Source organism: Pseudomonas sp. DP-17, from assembly GCF_022380625.1.
Classification (GTDB): Bacteria; Pseudomonadota; Gammaproteobacteria; order Pseudomonadales; family Pseudomonadaceae; genus Pseudomonas; species Pseudomonas nitroreducens_A.
This window is the reverse complement of sequence record NZ_JAKSXG010000004.1, coordinates 69,363-84,883: the sequence shown is the minus strand read 5'-3', so window position 1 is coordinate 84,883 and position 15,521 is coordinate 69,363. Positions and strand designations below refer to the sequence as shown.

The following is a 15,521-nucleotide window of genomic DNA, read 5'->3' as shown; positions in this document are numbered from 1 at the left end:
CCTCTCCCTTCAGGGAGAGGGTTTGGCGAGGGAACACGACGTCCGCCGCGCCTGGCCCCCAGCGAACCGAGCACCCCCGCCCCCATGCGCTACCTTTTCTGATGCAGCCCCGCCCTTCAGGTAGCCAGCAGCATGACCACAGCCGTCCAGTTCACTGACGTCAGCCGTCACTATGGCGAGGTGCGCGCCGTCGATGCGGTGTCCATCGAGATCCGTGACGGCGAGTTCTTCTCCATGCTCGGCCCTTCCGGCTCGGGCAAGACCACCTGCCTGCGCCTGATCGCCGGCTTCGAGCAGCCCACCTCCGGCTCCATCCGCATCCATGGCGCCGAGGCGGCTGGCCTGCCGCCCTACGAGCGCGACGTCAACACGGTGTTCCAGGACTACGCGCTGTTCCCGCACATGAACGTGCTGGACAACGTCGCCTACGGCCTGAAGGTAAAAGGCGTGGCCAAGGCCGAGCGCTACCACCGCGCGGAAGAAGCCCTCGGCATGGTCGCCCTGGCCGGCTACGGCAAGCGCAAGCCGGCGCAGCTCTCCGGCGGCCAGCGCCAGCGCGTCGCCCTGGCCCGCGCGCTGGTCAATCGCCCGCGCGTGCTGCTGCTGGACGAACCTCTCGGCGCGCTGGACCTCAAGTTGCGCGAGCAGATGCAGGTGGAACTGAAGAAGCTGCAGCGCCAGCTCGGCATCACCTTCATCTTCGTCACCCATGACCAGAGCGAAGCGCTGTCCATGTCCGACCGCGTGGCGGTGTTCAACAAGGGCCGCATCGAGCAGGTCGACACCCCCGGCAACCTCTACCGCCGCCCCGCCACTCGCTTCGTCGCCGAGTTCGTCGGCACCGCCAACGTGCTGCGTGGCGACCTGGCCCAGCGCCTGCTCGGCGAATCGCGCCCGTACTCGCTGCGACCGGAGCACGTGCGCTTCGGCCATGCCGGCGAGGGTGAACTGGAAGTCAGCGGCACCCTGTTCGACGTGCAGTACATGGGCGCCAGCAGCCGCTACGAGATCGAGCTGGAAAACGGCGTGCGCCTGGTCGCCGCGCTGCCCAACGGCGAGCGCGAGGAGCACAGGCCGAAACCCGGTGACGCCGTGACCGCCTGCTGGGCACGCAGCGCGCTGGTGCCCCTGCTCGAGGAGCCGGCGCCGTGAGGGCGATCTCCAGCTTCCTCTACCGGCGCAGCACGCTCTACCTGCTGATGCTGCTGATCCCGCCGCTGCTGTGGTTCGGGGTGATCTACATCGGCTCGCTGTTCGCCCTGCTCTGGCAGAGCTTCTACACCTTCGACGACTTCACCATGGCGGTGACGCCGGACCTGACCCTGGCCAACTACCAGGCGCTGTTCAACCCGGCCAACTACGACATCGTCCTGCGCACCTTCAGCATGGCGATTGCCGTGTCGGTGGCCAGCGCCATCCTTGCCTTCCCCATCGCCTACTACATGGCGCGCTATGCCGGGCCCAAGGAGAAGGCCTTCTTCTACATCGCGGTGATGCTGCCGATGTGGGCCAGCTACATCGTCAAGGCCTATGCCTGGACGGTGATCCTGGCCAAGGGCGGCATCCTTTACTGGGTGATCGAGCACCTGCACCTGCTCGGCCCGCTCGGCCTGTTGCTGGAGGTACCCGGTGTCGGCGGCAATACCCTGTCCACCTCTCACCTGGGGCGCTTCTGGGTGTTCACCTACGTCTGGCTGCCGTTCATGATCCTGCCGATCCAGGCCGCCCTGGAGCGCCTGCCGCCGACACTGCTGCAGGCCTCGGCTGACCTGGGTGCGCACCCGCGGCAGACCTTCTTCCAGGTGATCCTGCCGCTGGCCTTCCCGGGCGTGGTGGCGGGCTCGATCTTCACTTTCAGCCTGACCCTCGGCGACTTCATCATCCCGCAACTGGTGGGCCCCAGCGGGCTGTTCATCGGCACCATGGTCTATGTGCAGCAGGGCGCCGTGGGCAACATGCCGCTGGCGGCGGCTTTCACCCTGGTACCCATCGTGCTGATCGCCGTCTACCTGTCCATCGCCAAGCGGCTGGGGGCCTTCGATGCGCTCTGACGCCCATTCGACCGACCGCCCCTCCTGGTTCCTGCGCCTGGCGGCCTGGGGCGGGCTGGTGTTCCTGCATTTTCCGATCCTGGTGATCCTGCTCTACGCCTTCAATACCGAGGAGTCGGCCTACAGTTTTCCGCTGCAGGGCTTCACCCTGAAGTGGTTCAGCATCGCCTTCGCCCGCGGCGACGTGCTCGACGCCATCTGGCTATCGGTGAAGATCGCCTGCGTGGCCACGCTGATCGCCATGGTCCTCGGCACCCTGGCCGCCGGCGCGCTGTACCGCCGCGACTTCTTCGGCAAGGAAAGCATCTCGCTGATGCTGATCCTGCCCATCGCCCTGCCTGGCATCATCACCGGTATCGCCCTGCTCTCGGCATTCAAGACGCTGGGGATCGAGCCAGGTTTCCTGACCATCGTCATCGGCCACGCGACCTTCTGCGTGGTGATCGTCTACAACAACGTGATCGCCCGCTTCCGCCGCACCTCCTTCAGCCTGATCGAGGCGAGCATGGACCTGGGCGCCGACGGCTGGCAGACCTTCCGCTACATCATCCTGCCGAACATCGCCACGGCGCTGCTGGCCGGCGGCATGCTGGCCTTCGCCCTGTCGTTCGACGAGATCATCGTCACTACCTTCACCGCCGGCCACGAGCGCACCCTGCCGCTGTGGCTGCTCAACCAGTTGAGCCGCCCGCGCGACGTGCCGGTCACCAATGTGGTGGCGATGCTGGTGATGCTCGCCACCATGCTGCCGATCCTCGGCGCGTACTACCTCACGCGCGGCACCAGCGATGTGGCGGGGAGCGGCAAATAAGCCCATCCACAGGGAGGACATGCGATGCAAACCAAACTGCTGATCAACGGCCAGTTCGTCGCCGGCGAAGGCGCAAAGCTGGACGTCCTCAACCCCGCCACGGGCGATGTGATCGGCCAGGTCGCCGAGGCCAGCGAAGCCCAGGTGGACAGCGCCGTGCGCGCCGCCGATGCGGCCTTCGACGGCTGGTCGCAGACCGCGCCAAAGGACCGCGCCCTGCTCCTGCTGCGCCTGGCTGACCGCATCGAGGAGCACGCCGAGGAGTTGGCCCGGCTGGAATCGGACAACTGCGGAAAGCCCTACGCGGCCGCGCTGAACGACGAGATCCCGGCCATCGCCGATGTGTTCCGCTTCTTCGCCGGCGCCTGTCGTGTGCTGCCCGGTTCCGCCGCTGGCGAGTACCTGCCCGGCTTCACCTCGATGATCCGCCGCGACCCGGTGGGCGTTGTCGCCTCCATAGCGCCGTGGAACTACCCGCTGATGATGGCCGCCTGGAAACTCGGCCCCGCTCTGGCCGCCGGGAACTGCGTGGTGCTAAAACCTTCCGAGCAGACGCCGCTCACGGCCCTGCGGGTGGCCGAATTCATTGCCGAGCTGTTCCCCGCCGGCGTGGTCAACCTGGTGTGCGGCCGCGGCCCGAGCGTAGGCGCGCCGCTGGTGAGCCACGATCGGGTGCGCATGGTCTCGCTGACCGGCTCCGTAGGCACCGGCAAGGCCATCATCAAGAGCGCCGCCGAAAGCGTGAAACGCCTGCATATGGAATTGGGCGGCAAGGCCCCGGTGATCGTCTTCGACGACGCCGACCTCGAAGACGTGATCGCCGGCATCCGTACCTTCGGTTTCTACAACGCCGGGCAGGACTGCACCGCGGCCTGTCGCATCTATGCCGGCAAGAAAATCTACGACAACTTCGTCGCCGACCTCGCCAGCGCGGTTTCGAGCCTCAAGACGGGTTTGCAGAACGCCCCCGACACCGAACTCGGCCCGCTGATCACCGCCGCCCAGCGCGACCGCGTGTCCGGATTCGTCGAGCGCGCCAAGGCCAGCCCGCATATTCAGATCGCTACCGGCGGCAAGGTGGTCAGCGGCAACGGCTTCTTCTACGAACCCACCGTGGTGGCCAACGCCCAGCAGGATGACGAGATCGTCCGCCGCGAAGTGTTCGGCCCGGTGGTGTCGGTGACGCCATTCAGCGATGCCGACGAGGCGGTGCGCTGGGCCAACGACTCCGACTACGGCCTTGCCTCGTCGGTGTGGACCCGGGATGTCGGCCGCGCCTCACGGGTGGCGGCGCGCCTGCAATACGGCTGCACCTGGGTAAACACCCACTTCATGCTTTGCAGCGAGATGCCCCATGGCGGCTTCAAGCAGTCCGGCTACGGCAAGGACCTGTCGATGTACGGCCTGGAGGACTACACCGTAGCGCGGCACATCATGTTCAAGCACTGAACCGGCTGAACATATGAACCGTAGGATGGGAGGAGCGCAGCGATACCCAGGCTGATGGGCTCGCAGCAATGATGGGTATCGCTACGCTCCACGCCATCCTACAAGGCGCACCCTGCACCGCTGGCGGGGTGCCAATCAGACTAACCCGGCCAGCTTCAGCCAGTGATGGTAGAACCCTTCCGCCACACGGTTCATGGCCGCCACCCGCTGCGGCAGGTCGGCCAGCATCACGTCAGCACTTTCCTGACTCGGCTGGCTCGGATCGAGGTATTCCGGGAAGCCATTGACCCAGCCGCTGACCAGTTCTTCGGTCATTTCCGGATGCCCCTGCAGGCCAAGGATGCGCTCGCCAAAACTGAACGCCTGGTTCTCGCACCAGGGGCTGGACAGCAGGCGGGTGGCGCCTTCGGGAATATCGAAGGTATCGCCGTGCCACTGGTAGATCGGGAACTCGTCGGGCAGGTGCGCCAGCCACGGACTCTGCCCTTCCGCCCGGCGCATCGGCTGCCAGCCCAGCTCGGTGTAGGGCAGGCGGTGGATATCGGCACCCAGCGCCTTGGCCAGCAACTGACCCCCCAGGCAGTGGCCGATCATCGGCACGTCGCGCTCGATGAAGCGGCGGATCGCGGCGATCTCATCACGCAGCCATGGCAGGTCATCATTCACGCTCATGGGCCCGCCCATGATGGCGACGGCTTTCGGCCGCTCCAGGTCGTAGTCTTCCAGCTCGCCCAAATCGACGCGGCGTACGTCGAACGGCAATTGCAGACGGTCGAGCAGCGCGCCCAGGTGGCCGGGCGGGCAGAAATCGACGTGGGTCAGGATCAGGATATCGGTCATGGTCACCTCCGCGCGGCAGTCTGCCGCATCGGTGACCCAGGGGGAACCTGGCGTGTCCGCAAGCTCGTGCTTGCACGGTTGCAGCGCTGAACCCTTTGCCAGGCGAAGAAAGGCGCGCCGTCACTGGCGACGGCGCGCATTTTCCTTTTTCGCGATTGAGAAGACGCGGGTAGAAGATCGACCGTCGGCAGACGGCTCAACGATGTGTTGCGCTCAACGCAGGGAGGTGACCTCCTGGGTCACACCCCATCCATCGAGCGTACCGCCCAGTGGCACCACGACTTCCTCAAGGTCGTGTTCGAAATCGCCGATGGCGGCATGGGTGGCGAACATCACCTTGCTGATCTGCAGGTTCCAGCCGCCGTCATCGCGTGCCTCGACCTGGGTTCTCAGCGACTCTCCGCGAAACTGCCGGGCAGCTTGGCGGGCGTTCTGTTCATCGGAAAAGATGGCGAAAAAATCGATGGGATGAATGCGAGCGAAATCGAAGCCACCTTCCTTCATCCGGCGCAACACGTTGACGCTGATATCCTCCGAGAGGGGCTTTTCCATGGTACGCACCTCCTTTCGAGACGTTCAGAGTGTATTCCCCGCCAACGAACACGCCCTGGGCGGGCGCGTTCCGGGCACTTCAGTGTGCCGCCAGGAAACGTCAAATCACGTAACGTCCCCCGAAATGGTGGCCAACTCCGCCGAACGCGCCGAGCAGCGCAACGGAATTTCCTGACCACAGTTCTCAGAGTAGCGTCTGCGGGCGTGCCCTGCCGCTTGTTTGACGCCCAGGTCCGTCCGGCGGCGACAGGCGGCAGCCGGACGGCCCGCGCCCTCGGCGCTAGCCGCCCAATGCCAGACAAATGCCCGTCATCGTCACGCCCAGGGCGGTAAACCCCAGCGCGCCCTGCCAGGGCCTGCCGCCCGCCCAGCGCGCCAGCAGCCATCCCAGGCCGAACATCAACAGCAGGCCCGTGGCTTGTGCCAGGCGCAACGCCAGCAGATCGTCAGGGACGAGGAGCAGCGGCAGGATGATCGGCAAGGTCGCGACGAAGGTATGCGCCGCCAGGATCAGCCAGGCGAGCCAGTATTCGCGGCCCAGCCTCGGCGTCTCTCCGGTGCCGAGCAATGATTTCAGGAAGTTGCTGCGCAGGCGCTGGACATCCTTGGCCTGCAGGTGATCGACCATCAGGTCGGGCAGGAAGTCCCGCAGCCCCTCGCGAAAACTCTTCTCGTCCTCGACATCGCGCAGGGCGCGCAGGCCGGCATGTCGGTGCTCGCGGTCCACGCGCATGCCGACCAGGGTCATCAGGGCATCGACTATGCCCCAGGCCAGGTTGCAACCCAGCGCTGCCAGCACCAACTGCTGCCGGCCCGCACCGTCCGCAGCGGTTGGAATGACCGAGATGATGGTCAACGCCATGATCACGCCGAAGGCGACCTCGCTGAGCCGGTCGAACGGGTCGGTGAGATCGTTCCAGGCCTTGCTCCAGGCGGCTTTCCAGGAAAGACGCAACTGCTCCACGAATCAGGCTCCCTCGATGCGTTGCCGCCCTGGCGCCAGCCGGCCAGGGCGATTTCAGCACGCAGTCTAAAGGGAGCGCTGGTCGTCCGCGCTGACGGCTGACACTCTGCGGCAATTGGGCAAAGCGAAGCGTGAACGCCTGCGCGCTGCACTCAACGGCTGAGCCAGGCCATCACCCAGCGATTGATGGCCGGTGGCGACAACTGGCCGGACCAGTACATCGCGCGGAACATCGCGCCGATGGGCCGGTGGACAGCGCCGCTACGGGCCTGCCGCCACGCGGCCAGGGCGATGTCCTCGGCGACCAGGGTGACGCCCAGGCGGCGCAGCACCGGCGGCTCGAAGGTCTGGCTGGCGACCATCGGCGTGCGCACGAAGGGCGGCATCAGGTCGGCGACGCGGATGCCCAGCTCGCGCCACTCGAGCTCCAGAGCCTCGGTCAGCCCGCGCACGGCGAACTTCGACGCCGAGTAGCTGGCCATCTGCGGCACGCCATAGAGCCCGGAAGCCGAACCCATGTTCAGCACCTGCGCGCCCGGCGTGCGCTTGAGGTAAGGCAGCGCGGCGTAGCAGCAATTGAGTACGCCCTGCACGTTGATCGCGATGATGCGGTTGTGCTCGGCGAGGCTGATGTCCTCGAAGCGGCCGAAGCGCAGGATGCCGGCGCAGTTGAACAACAGGCGCAGATGCCCGCCGTTGGCTTCGGCGAACTCGCGCACTGCCGCCGTTACCGCCTCGGCGTCGGTAACGTCCAGCGCCCGTTGCCAGGCGCCACCCAGCTCGGCAGCCAGGGCTGCCAGCGGCTCGGGATTGAGGTCGAGCAGGCCGACGCGCCAGCCGCGCTGGTGGAACAGCTTCGCGGTGGCGGCACCGATGCCCGAGGCCGCCCCGCTGATCAGAAGGGTGTTCATCGCTGCACTCCCTGCATGGAGGCGGGTTGGAGATGGTGGGCGAGGAAGACGGCAACGTCCTGTAGCGCGCGATCTGCCACGTCCAGCAGGCCGGCATAAGCCTGGAACACGTGCCAGCATCCGGGGAAGCGCTGCAGTTGCACCGTGTTGCCGTAGCGCCGCGCGGCGTCGGCGAAACGCAGGCTGTCATTGCGCAGCACCTCGTCTTCGCCGACCTGGATCAGCAGCGGCGGCAGGCCGTTGAGATCGGCGTGCAGCGGCGACAATTGCGCGTCTGCACGGGGCACGCCCGTCGGGCAGAACATCGCCATGGCGCTGTCCATCCAGGCGCGGGTGATCAGCGGGTCGCCCGCCGCCGGCGCATGCAGATGCCCGTTGGAGAGGTCGGTCACCGGCGAGAAGGTCACCAGTGCCCCCGGCATCGGCAGGCCCTGCGCCTTGGCTTCCAGCGCCAACTGCAGGGTCAGGTGGCCGCCGGCGGAATCCCCGGCCACCGCGATGGCCGACGCGGGAATGCCCTTGTCCAGCAGCGCGCGGTAGGCCGCCACGGCGTCTTCACGCTGCGCGGGGAAGCGATGTTCGGGCGCCAGGCGATAGTCGATCACCCAGACCTCCGCCTTGCAAAGCCGCGCCAGGTTGGCGGTGATGGCCCGGTGCGTGGCCGGCGAGCCGATCAGATAGGCGCCGCCGTGCAGGTAAAGCATCACCCGGCCCTCGCTCCCGCCTCGTGGTCGCCAGACTTCCGCCGGCACACCGCCCAGCGTCGTCTGCTCCCGGTGCACGCCACGCGGCGTCAGCGTGGCGGCCGTCAGACCGCGCAGCAGCGCGCGCTGCGCCTTCACCGGCAATTGCGGCCCCATCAGCCCGCGGAACAGCAGGTTCAGCGCGCCGCGCAAAGTGGCAGTCAGCAGCTTCTGGCGGATCGACAGCGGCAGGTGCGGTTCAACGGATGCAGTCATAGTCGGCGAACTCCGGCTGACGGGTCTGTTGGCGGTAGCGGAAGGTGAAGCCCGGCCAGTTCACGGTATTGCGGCCACTTTCGGTCTTGTACCAGCTGCTGCAACCGCGCTCCCAGATGGTGTGCTGCAGGTCGTGCTGCAACTGGCGGTTGAAGCCCTGCTGCGCCTGTGGCTTGAGGTCCAGGTACTTCAGGCCCTCGCGCTGGATCCGCTGCAGGCAACCGAGCACGTAGGGGAACTGGCTCTCCAGCATGTAGATGATGGAGTTGTGCCCCAGGTTGGTGTTGGGCCCGTAGAGGATGAAGAAGTTGGGGAAACCGCTGACGCTGATGCCCTTGTAGGCTTCGGCGCCGTCGCTCCAGGCCTGGTTCAGCTCGCGCCCGCCGAGGCCAGTGATGCGCATCGGTGCGAGGAACTCGGTGGCGGCGAAACCGGTACCGTAGATGATCGTATCCACCGGATGTCGCTCGCCGTCGCGGGTGACGATGGCGTCCTCGGTGACCTCGCGGATGCCGGTGTCCACCAGCTTCACGTTGCTGCGCGCCAGCGCCGGGTAGTAGTCGTTGCTGATCAGGATGCGCTTGCAGCCCATGGGGTAGTCGGGCTCCAGCCGCGCGCGCAGTTGCGGATCACGGATGCTCTTGCGCATATGCAGATGGAAGCTGATCCGCATGATCTTCATCAGCGGCGGGAACACCGTGAAGGCCAGCGCGCGGGCCTCGTGCTGGATGTACTTCAGGCCGCGGTCCAGGCGCTGCAGCCAGGGCAGCCGTGATTTGATGCGGCGCTCCCAGTCGGCATAGGGACGGTCCGGCTTGGGAATCACGTAGGCCGCGCTGCGCTGGAACAGCAGCAGTTCAGCCACCTTCGGGGCGATCTGCGGGACGAACTGGATGGCACTGGCGCCGGTGCCGACCACCGCGACGCGCTTGCCCTCCAGCGGCGTGCCGTGGTCCCACTGTGCGGAGTGAAAGGCCTTGCCCTGGAAGCGCTCGATACCCGGCAGCTTCGGGATCAGCGGGCGGCTCAGCTGGCCAAGGGCGCAGACCAGCGACTGGGCGCGCAGCTCCTCGCCGTCGGCGCAGGTCACCCGCCATTCGCCGGCGCCTTCGTCAAAGCTCGCCTCGCTCACTTCGCAGTTGAAGCGGATGCGCTCGCGCAGGCGGTACTTGTCCGCGCAGTGCCGGGCGTAGTCGAGGATTTCCGCCTGGGGCGCGAACTTGCGCGACCAGTCGGCCTTGGGTTCGAAGGAAAAGGAATACAGGTGCGAAGGCACGTCGCAGGCGGCGCCCGGATAGACGTTCTCGCGCCAGCAACCACCGACGTCGGCGGCCTTTTCGAGGATCAGGAAGTCCTGGATGCCCGCTTGCTGCAGGCGGATCGCCAGGCCCAGGCCGGCGAAGCCGGCACCGATGATCAGCACGCGCGGGGCGGCCGATCGACGGGATGATGTTGTCATTGTTGTGCTCCCGGTTTCGAAGTCCGCACAGCGGCGGATGACACCATCCTAGTGCGACTTCCCGCCGCGGGTTATGGCATAGTCGGACATAAAATTGTGACTTTCGGTCACCCCTGATTTTCGATCATTTGAAAGCCGAGGCCCCGATGCCAGCCCCCCCATCCTGGTCGCCCAGGCGCAGTGCCATCAGCGTGCAGCTCATGACCCAGTTCGGCCTCGACCACGGCATGACCCTGGAACAGTGCCTGGACGGCACGGGCCTGGACATCGGCGTGCTCGCCGACCCCGGCGCCGAAGTGGAAGCCACCCAGGAGCTGGAGCTGCTGCGCAACATCAACCGGCAGATCGGCCAGCGCCCTGGTATCGGCCTCAAGGCCGGCCTGCGCTATCACCTCAACACCTATGGCATCTGGGGCTTCGCCCTGCTCAGCAGCTCGACCTTCCTCAGCGCGGCGCATCTGGGCCTGCGCTACCTCGACCTGACATACGCCTTCCACCGCATGACGCTGGAGGAACAAGACGGCGAGGCGCATCTGGTACTGGACGATGCGGCCGTGCCGGAAGACCTGCGCGACTTCCTCATCGACCGAGACGGCGGCGGCGTGCTGCGCATCCAGCGCGACCTGACCAACCAGCCTCCGCCGATCCGCCAGGCGCTGTTCCGCCGCGAGGCGCCGGCCGACGTGCAGCCGTACGTCGATGAACTGGGCGTGATGCCGCTGTTTGCCCAGGCGGAGAACCGCATCGTCTTCGACAGCCGCATCCTCGAAATGCCGCTGCCCGGCGCCAACCCCGAGGTGGCGCGCCGCTGCGAGGAGCAGTGCCGCGCCCTGCTCGCCCGGCGCCGGGTGCGTACCGGGCTGTCCGGGCAGATCCGCGATCGCCTGCTGGGCACGCCGGGGCGGCTGCCGGACATGGAACAACTGGCGGATGAACTGCACATGACGTCGCGCACGCTGCGCCGCCGGCTGGAAACCGAAGGCAGCAGCTATCGCGCCCTGCTGGACGAGGTGCGCCAGGCACTGGCCGAGGAGTTGCTGGCCACCGGGGCGATTCGCCTGGAGGAGATCGCCGAGCGGCTCGGCTATGGCGAGGTGTCGAACTTCATTCACGCCTTCCGCCGTTGGAAAGGCGTGACACCGGGGCGTTTCCGCCGCAGCTGAACGTTACCGGGCGCTTAGAAGACCAGCTTGTAGCCGATCATCGCCAGCATCACGGCCAGGCATGGTCGCAGGATGCCATCCGGAATGCGTCCGGCCAGATGGCTGCCGACGTAGATGCCCGGCAGCGAGCCGATCAACAGGTAGCCAAGCAGGCCCCAGTCCATGTTGCCCATGCTGGCGTGGCCTAGGCCGGCAACCAGGGTGAGCGGCACGGCGTGGGCGATCTCGGTGCCCACCAGACGGCGAGTGGCGAGGAAGGGATAGAGAATGAACAGCGCCACGGTACCCAGTGCGCCGGCGCCGATGGAGGTCAGCGCGACCATCGCACCGAGGATGGCGCCGGTGATCACCGTGAGGCTGTTCAGCTTCGAGCCGCTGAAATGGAAGCTGTCGCCGGCATGGCGCTGGGCGAACGCCAGCACCTGCCCTTTGAACAGCACGGCCAACGCGGTGAGCAGCAGCACGACGCCCAGGGCGTTCTTGATCACGGCGTTCGTGGCTGTGGTATCGGTGTGCAGGCTGTGCAGGAACAGCAGCGTCAGCGCCGCCGCCGGGACGCTGCCCAGGGCCAGCCAGCCGGTGATGCGCCAGTCGATGTTGTCGTTCTTGCGGTGAACCAGGACGCCGCCGGACTTGGTGATGGCGGCATAGAGCAGGTCGGTGCCTACCGCGGCGGCGGGGTTGATACCGAACCAGAGGAGAATCGGCGTCATCAGCGAACCGCCGCCGACACCGGTCATTCCCACGATAAAGCCAACGACAAGACCCGCGATTACGAAACCGATATTGCCAACATCCATCTACGCGTCCTGACTGGCGAAACTGATCACCTCGTGGTGTGGGCGGCAGGATAACGGCTTTTCTTATAATCCATTAGATCGATGTGGTCTTACTTTATAACTGCTTTTTACCGTTAGTTTGGTGGCTTATTTCTCGTCCGAGGGGTCTGGCACGGGCCTTGTCGCAGCTCGCGGTGCGCATGATCACGGGCATGACTCGCCCCTTGCAGGGAGCTCCGCTGCGGGAACGAAAAAGGGGCCCGAAGGCCCCTTTTCACTTACCGCTCGATCACTTCACGTCAGGCTTGCCGTCCACCACCCCAGCGGTGTTGTCCAGCAGGCTCTTGGTAGCGGTCTGGATGAAGGACTCCAGGCGCAGGCGCAAGGCTTCCTGGTCCGGCGCGTTGTCCACGCGGGTCACGCCGAAATCCTTGCCGAGTTTGTAGTCATAAACGCGGATGTCGCCTTCCTTGGGCCTGATCAGGATGCGGTTGCCGGAAATCACCGCCACCACCTGTTCGCTGCCCGACGGCTTGATCACACCGATGCCCTTGTCGCCGGCCGGCAGGTTCAGCAGGTCGCGGCCCCAGCACTGGTGGCGGGTTTCACCGCCCAGGCGGCCCATGATGGTCGGGGCGATGTCGACCTGGGTGCCTACGGTATCGCGGGTGGCGCCGAACTTTTCCTGGATGCCCGGAGCGATCAGCAGCAGCGGCACGTTGAAACGGAACAGGTCCATCTCGGTGAGCTGCTCCGGCGCGCCGAAGCCGTGGTCGCCAACGACCACGAACAGGGTGTCCTTGTAGTACGGCGACTTCTTCGCCTTCTCGAAGAACTGCCCCAGCGCCCAATCGGAATAACGCATCGCCGTCAGGTGCTCGTCCAGGCTGCCGAAACCGGTCACCGGCTTCACCGGCAGGTCCTTGGGCAGCGCGTACGGGACGTGGTTGGAGAGCGTCTGCAGCAAGGCATAGAACGGCTTGCCGGTGGCCTCGAGCTTGTCCAGTTCCTCGTTGCCGCGGGCGAACATGTCCTGGTCGGACACACCCCAGGTCGGATCGGAGAACACCGGGTTGACGAAGTCGTTACGGCCGATGAACGAGGTCATGCCCTGGTTGGCGAAGAAGCCGGACTGGTTGTCCCAGGCAAAATCGCCGTTGTAGACGTAGACGTCCTCGAACTGGCGCGCCGACAGCAACTGCGGAATACCGGAGAACTTGTGACCGCCCTCGGGCGTCTGCATCAGGTATTCGAAGCCCGGCAGGTTGGGGAAGCACGCCATGGTGGCGAACATGCCCTGGTGGGTGTGGGTGCCATTGGAGAAGTACTGGGTGAACAGCAGCCCTTCTTTCGACAGCTGGTCGAAGTACGGCGTGATGTCGCCCTTGCCGCCCAGCGCACCGACGAAGTGGCCGGCGAAGCTTTCCATCAGGATCACCACGACGTTCTTGATCGGCAGCGTGCCGTCGGCCGGCGGGGTGTAATCGCGGCGGATGGCGGCATCGTCGGCATCGACCAACTTGTCGTCGGGCACCAGCAGCATGTTGCGGACGGTGTCACGAGCCTGCTCGACCGGCAGGGTCGCCTTCCAGATGTTGTCGCGGTCCTCGCCGAAGCGGTCCTCGGCGGCCTTGATCAGCGTCATCGTGCCGTTCAGGCCCAGGTGGTTGGCGAACATCGAGTCAGTGGTGAAGGCATCACCCCAACGCAGCGGCGGACCCTGACGCAGGGTGCCACGGGCGGCGACCACGCAGACCACGATCACCACCAGCATCACCGCGACTCGGATGTACCAGGCGGCGACGGCAGCGCCGGAAGCGCTCGGACGGGTCGCCCGGTCGATGCCACGGAACACCAGGTACAGCAGCCAGGTGGCGACGGCCCAGGCCAGCAGATAACGGACGACCGGGTAGCCGTACCAGATCATGCTCATGACCGTCTTCGGGTCTTCGGACATGTACTGGAATACCAGGCTGTTCAGGCGCTGGTGGAACTCACGATAGAAGTCCATCTCCAGCACGCCGAGGAACAGCGTGAGGCTGGCGGTGATGGTCAGCCAGGCTTTCCACAGCCAGCGCCAGCTCATGGCGCGAGCGCTGGCCATGGCGAACACCAGCGGGGCGATGAGGTAGACCACCATGCGGATATCGAAGCGCATGCCGGTGATGAAGGCCTCGACGAAGGTGGACGCCGGGGTGCTGCCGATCAGCTCGCGGTTATAGATGAGCAGCGCCAGGCGCAGCAGGGAGAACATCACCATCAGCGCAACGACGCTGAGCGCGGTGAACGCCAGGTGGCTGGACACGGTGGGCCGCGTGAGGCTCGCACCGGTCTGGCGGTTGGTCAGGACTTCTGATTGGCCCATTTCTTGGTTCCGTTGTGAACGTTCAGGTTCGAAGGTGCGTCGCCATGGCCGGGCGGAAGGTCTGCCCGCGCGAGCGCGAAAGGCTGCGGCATTACACCGCAAAAGCAGCGGCGCCGCATTCTATTGTGCGCGCCTTAAGCAGGCATTAAGCCTGGCCGGCGATTCGTTTCCGAATGATGCAAGCGTGAACCGGCGCAGGTGGGACCGCCTGAGGGCGGGGATAGTGCCGGGCGGCCTGTGAAGAAAATGTCCCGACAGGCGGGAAACCGGGCATGGCGCCCCTGCCCGCCACGCGCAGCGCGCGACGGGCAGCATTGCATCAGTCGTTGGCCGGCTTGCCGATGGCCTGCAGCACATACTGCGGCAGGGCGAAGGCGCCCTGGTGGATGGCCGGGTTGTAGTAGCGGGTCTGGATGCCGCTGGCGACGAAGCGTTGGGCCAGGGTGGCGGCGTCGACCTTGCGCAGCGCCGGGTTGGTCGAGCCCCAGGCGAAGGTCATCGAGCCGCCGATGTAGGTCGGCACGGCCGCCTGGTAGAAGTGCCAGTCGGCGAACAGGCCGTTCATCCGGCCGGCGGTGTTGCGCACGGTGTCCAGCTGCATGAACGGCGTGCCGTTCTGGGTCACCAGCACGCCGCCTTCGTTCAGGCAGCGATGGCAGGCCTGGTAGAAGTTCTCCGAGAACAGCACCTCGCCTGGACCGATCGGGTCGGTGGAGTCGGAGATGATCACGTCGAACTTCTCCGTGGTGGTGGCGACGAAGCGCATGCCGTCGTCGATCACCAAGTTCAGCCGCGCATCGTCGAAGGCGCCCTGGGAATGGTTGGGCAGGAACTCCTTGCACATGTCGACCACGGTGCCGTCGATCTCGACCATGGTGATGTGCTCGACGCTGGCGTGCTTGGACACCTCGCGCAGCATGCCGCCGTCGCCGCCACCGATGATCAGCACGCGCTTGGCCGCACCATGGGCGAGGATCGGCACATGGGTGAGCATCTCGTGGTAGATGAACTCGTCGGCCTCGGTGGTCTGGATCACGCCGTCCAGCGCCATCACCCGGCCCATGCGGGCGTTCTCGAAGATCACCAGGTGCTGGTGCTCGGTGCGCACCTCGTGGAGCATCCTGTCGACGCTGAAACGCTGGCCATAGCCGTCGTAGAGGGTTTCCTGGTAATCGTGCATGCAATGGGCTCCCGTCGGGACAAGACACTAGGAGGGGA

The 15,521-nt window shown here is 65.9% G+C and carries 14 protein-coding genes; 5 read left to right on the top strand and 9 right to left on the bottom strand.

The features are described from left to right. The first annotated feature begins 132 nt into the window (after window positions 1–132). Genes MJ122_RS09795 through MJ122_RS09780 form a run of 4 tightly spaced genes read left to right on the top strand, consistent with a single transcriptional unit; the run spans window position 133 to window position 4,311 of the window. On the top strand, window positions 133–1,152 hold the full coding sequence (locus tag MJ122_RS09795) for an ABC transporter ATP-binding protein (protein WP_239744003.1): 1,020 nt from the start codon (window positions 133–135) through the stop codon (window positions 1,150–1,152). Between the two features lie 47 nt (window positions 1,153–1,199). Then, window positions 1,200–2,051 carry an ABC transporter permease gene (locus tag MJ122_RS09790; RefSeq protein WP_239744321.1) on the top strand — a complete coding sequence of 284 codons (852 nt, stop codon included), beginning with the start codon at window positions 1,200–1,202 and terminating at the stop codon, window positions 2,049–2,051. Continuing rightward, the gene (locus MJ122_RS09785) at window positions 2,041–2,862 is read left to right on the top strand and encodes an ABC transporter permease (protein WP_088417510.1); all 822 of its coding nucleotides are present in this window, start codon (window positions 2,041–2,043) and stop codon (window positions 2,860–2,862) included. The genes MJ122_RS09790 and MJ122_RS09785 overlap by 11 nt, the downstream gene beginning before the upstream one ends. Before the next feature lie 24 nt (window positions 2,863–2,886). After that, window positions 2,887–4,311 (top strand): gamma-aminobutyraldehyde dehydrogenase, encoded by a 1,425-nt coding sequence (locus MJ122_RS09780; protein ID WP_239744002.1) that lies wholly within the window; start codon window positions 2,887–2,889, stop codon window positions 4,309–4,311. Window positions 4,312–4,446: 135 nt separating this feature from the next. On the opposite strand, the gene MJ122_RS09775 is transcribed toward MJ122_RS09780, so the two are convergent. From MJ122_RS09775 to MJ122_RS09750, 6 genes are all read right to left on the bottom strand, one after another. After that, a complete protein-coding gene (locus MJ122_RS09775; protein WP_239744000.1) occupies window positions 4,447–5,151 on the bottom strand; it encodes a type 1 glutamine amidotransferase in 705 nt (234 codons plus the stop codon). A gap of 213 nt (window positions 5,152–5,364) precedes the next feature. Then, complete coding sequence (locus tag MJ122_RS09770) at window positions 5,365–5,703, bottom strand: ribonuclease E inhibitor RraB (protein WP_017517276.1); 339 nt, start codon at window positions 5,701–5,703, stop codon at window positions 5,365–5,367. Window positions 5,704–5,983: 280 nt separating this feature from the next. After that, complete coding sequence (locus MJ122_RS09765) at window positions 5,984–6,667, bottom strand: hypothetical protein (RefSeq protein WP_239743998.1); 684 nt, start codon at window positions 6,665–6,667, stop codon at window positions 5,984–5,986. A gap of 152 nt (window positions 6,668–6,819) precedes the next feature. After that, entirely contained in the window at window positions 6,820–7,578 is a 759-nt protein-coding gene (locus MJ122_RS09760; protein ID WP_239743996.1) for an SDR family oxidoreductase, read from the bottom strand. Further along, window positions 7,575–8,537 (bottom strand): alpha/beta hydrolase, encoded by a 963-nt coding sequence (locus MJ122_RS09755; RefSeq protein ID WP_239743994.1) that lies wholly within the window; start codon window positions 8,535–8,537, stop codon window positions 7,575–7,577. The genes MJ122_RS09760 and MJ122_RS09755 overlap by 4 nt, the downstream gene beginning before the upstream one ends. After that, a complete protein-coding gene (locus tag MJ122_RS09750) occupies window positions 8,521–9,996 on the bottom strand; it encodes an NAD(P)/FAD-dependent oxidoreductase (protein WP_239743993.1) in 1,476 nt (491 codons plus the stop codon). Before MJ122_RS09750 ends, MJ122_RS09755 begins: the two co-directional genes overlap by 17 nt. A gap of 146 nt (window positions 9,997–10,142) precedes the next feature. On the opposite strand from MJ122_RS09750, the gene MJ122_RS09745 reads away from it, so the two are divergent. Then, a complete protein-coding gene (locus MJ122_RS09745; RefSeq protein ID WP_088417517.1) occupies window positions 10,143–11,159 on the top strand; it encodes an AraC family transcriptional regulator in 1,017 nt (338 codons plus the stop codon). Between the two features lie 14 nt (window positions 11,160–11,173). Here MJ122_RS09745 and MJ122_RS09740 read toward each other — a convergent pair whose 3' ends face one another. From MJ122_RS09740 to speE, 3 genes are all read right to left on the bottom strand, one after another. Continuing rightward, entirely contained in the window at window positions 11,174–11,959 is a 786-nt protein-coding gene (locus tag MJ122_RS09740) for a sulfite exporter TauE/SafE family protein (RefSeq protein WP_088417518.1), read from the bottom strand. A gap of 268 nt (window positions 11,960–12,227) precedes the next feature. Further along, window positions 12,228–14,303, bottom strand: a complete 2,076-nt coding sequence (locus MJ122_RS09735) for an LTA synthase family protein (protein WP_088417519.1) — start codon at window positions 14,301–14,303, stop codon at window positions 12,228–12,230. Between the two features lie 319 nt (window positions 14,304–14,622). After that, the gene (speE, locus tag MJ122_RS09730; protein WP_239743991.1) at window positions 14,623–15,483 is read right to left on the bottom strand and encodes a polyamine aminopropyltransferase; all 861 of its coding nucleotides are present in this window, start codon (window positions 15,481–15,483) and stop codon (window positions 14,623–14,625) included. Window positions 15,484–15,521 lie beyond the last annotated feature (38 nt).

Bases quoted from the DNA above. Each gene is read 5' to 3' on its own strand.
- MJ122_RS09755 (WP_239743994.1), bottom strand. From the start codon at position 8,537: ATGACTGCATCCGTTGAACCGCACCTGCCGCTGTCGATCCGCCAGAAG.
- MJ122_RS09740 (WP_088417518.1), bottom strand. From the start codon at position 11,959: ATGGATGTTGGCAATATCGGTTTCGTAATCGCGGGTCTTGTCGTTGGC.
- MJ122_RS09795 (WP_239744003.1), top strand. From the start codon at position 133: ATGACCACAGCCGTCCAGTTCACTGACGTCAGCCGTCACTATGGCGAG.
- MJ122_RS09750 (WP_239743993.1), bottom strand. From the start codon at position 9,996: ATGACAACATCATCCCGTCGATCGGCCGCCCCGCGCGTGCTGATCATC.
- MJ122_RS09735 (WP_088417519.1), bottom strand. From the start codon at position 14,303: ATGGGCCAATCAGAAGTCCTGACCAACCGCCAGACCGGTGCGAGCCTC.
- speE (WP_239743991.1), bottom strand. From the start codon at position 15,483: ATGCACGATTACCAGGAAACCCTCTACGACGGCTATGGCCAGCGTTTC.
- MJ122_RS09770 (WP_017517276.1), bottom strand. From the start codon at position 5,703: ATGGAAAAGCCCCTCTCGGAGGATATCAGCGTCAACGTGTTGCGCCGG.
- MJ122_RS09780 (WP_239744002.1), top strand. From the start codon at position 2,887: ATGCAAACCAAACTGCTGATCAACGGCCAGTTCGTCGCCGGCGAAGGC.
- MJ122_RS09790 (WP_239744321.1), top strand. From the start codon at position 1,200: ATGCTGCTGATCCCGCCGCTGCTGTGGTTCGGGGTGATCTACATCGGC.
- MJ122_RS09785 (WP_088417510.1), top strand. From the start codon at position 2,041: ATGCGCTCTGACGCCCATTCGACCGACCGCCCCTCCTGGTTCCTGCGC.
- MJ122_RS09745 (WP_088417517.1), top strand. From the start codon at position 10,143: ATGCCAGCCCCCCCATCCTGGTCGCCCAGGCGCAGTGCCATCAGCGTG.
- MJ122_RS09760 (WP_239743996.1), bottom strand. From the start codon at position 7,578: ATGAACACCCTTCTGATCAGCGGGGCGGCCTCGGGCATCGGTGCCGCC.
- MJ122_RS09775 (WP_239744000.1), bottom strand. From the start codon at position 5,151: ATGACCGATATCCTGATCCTGACCCACGTCGATTTCTGCCCGCCCGGC.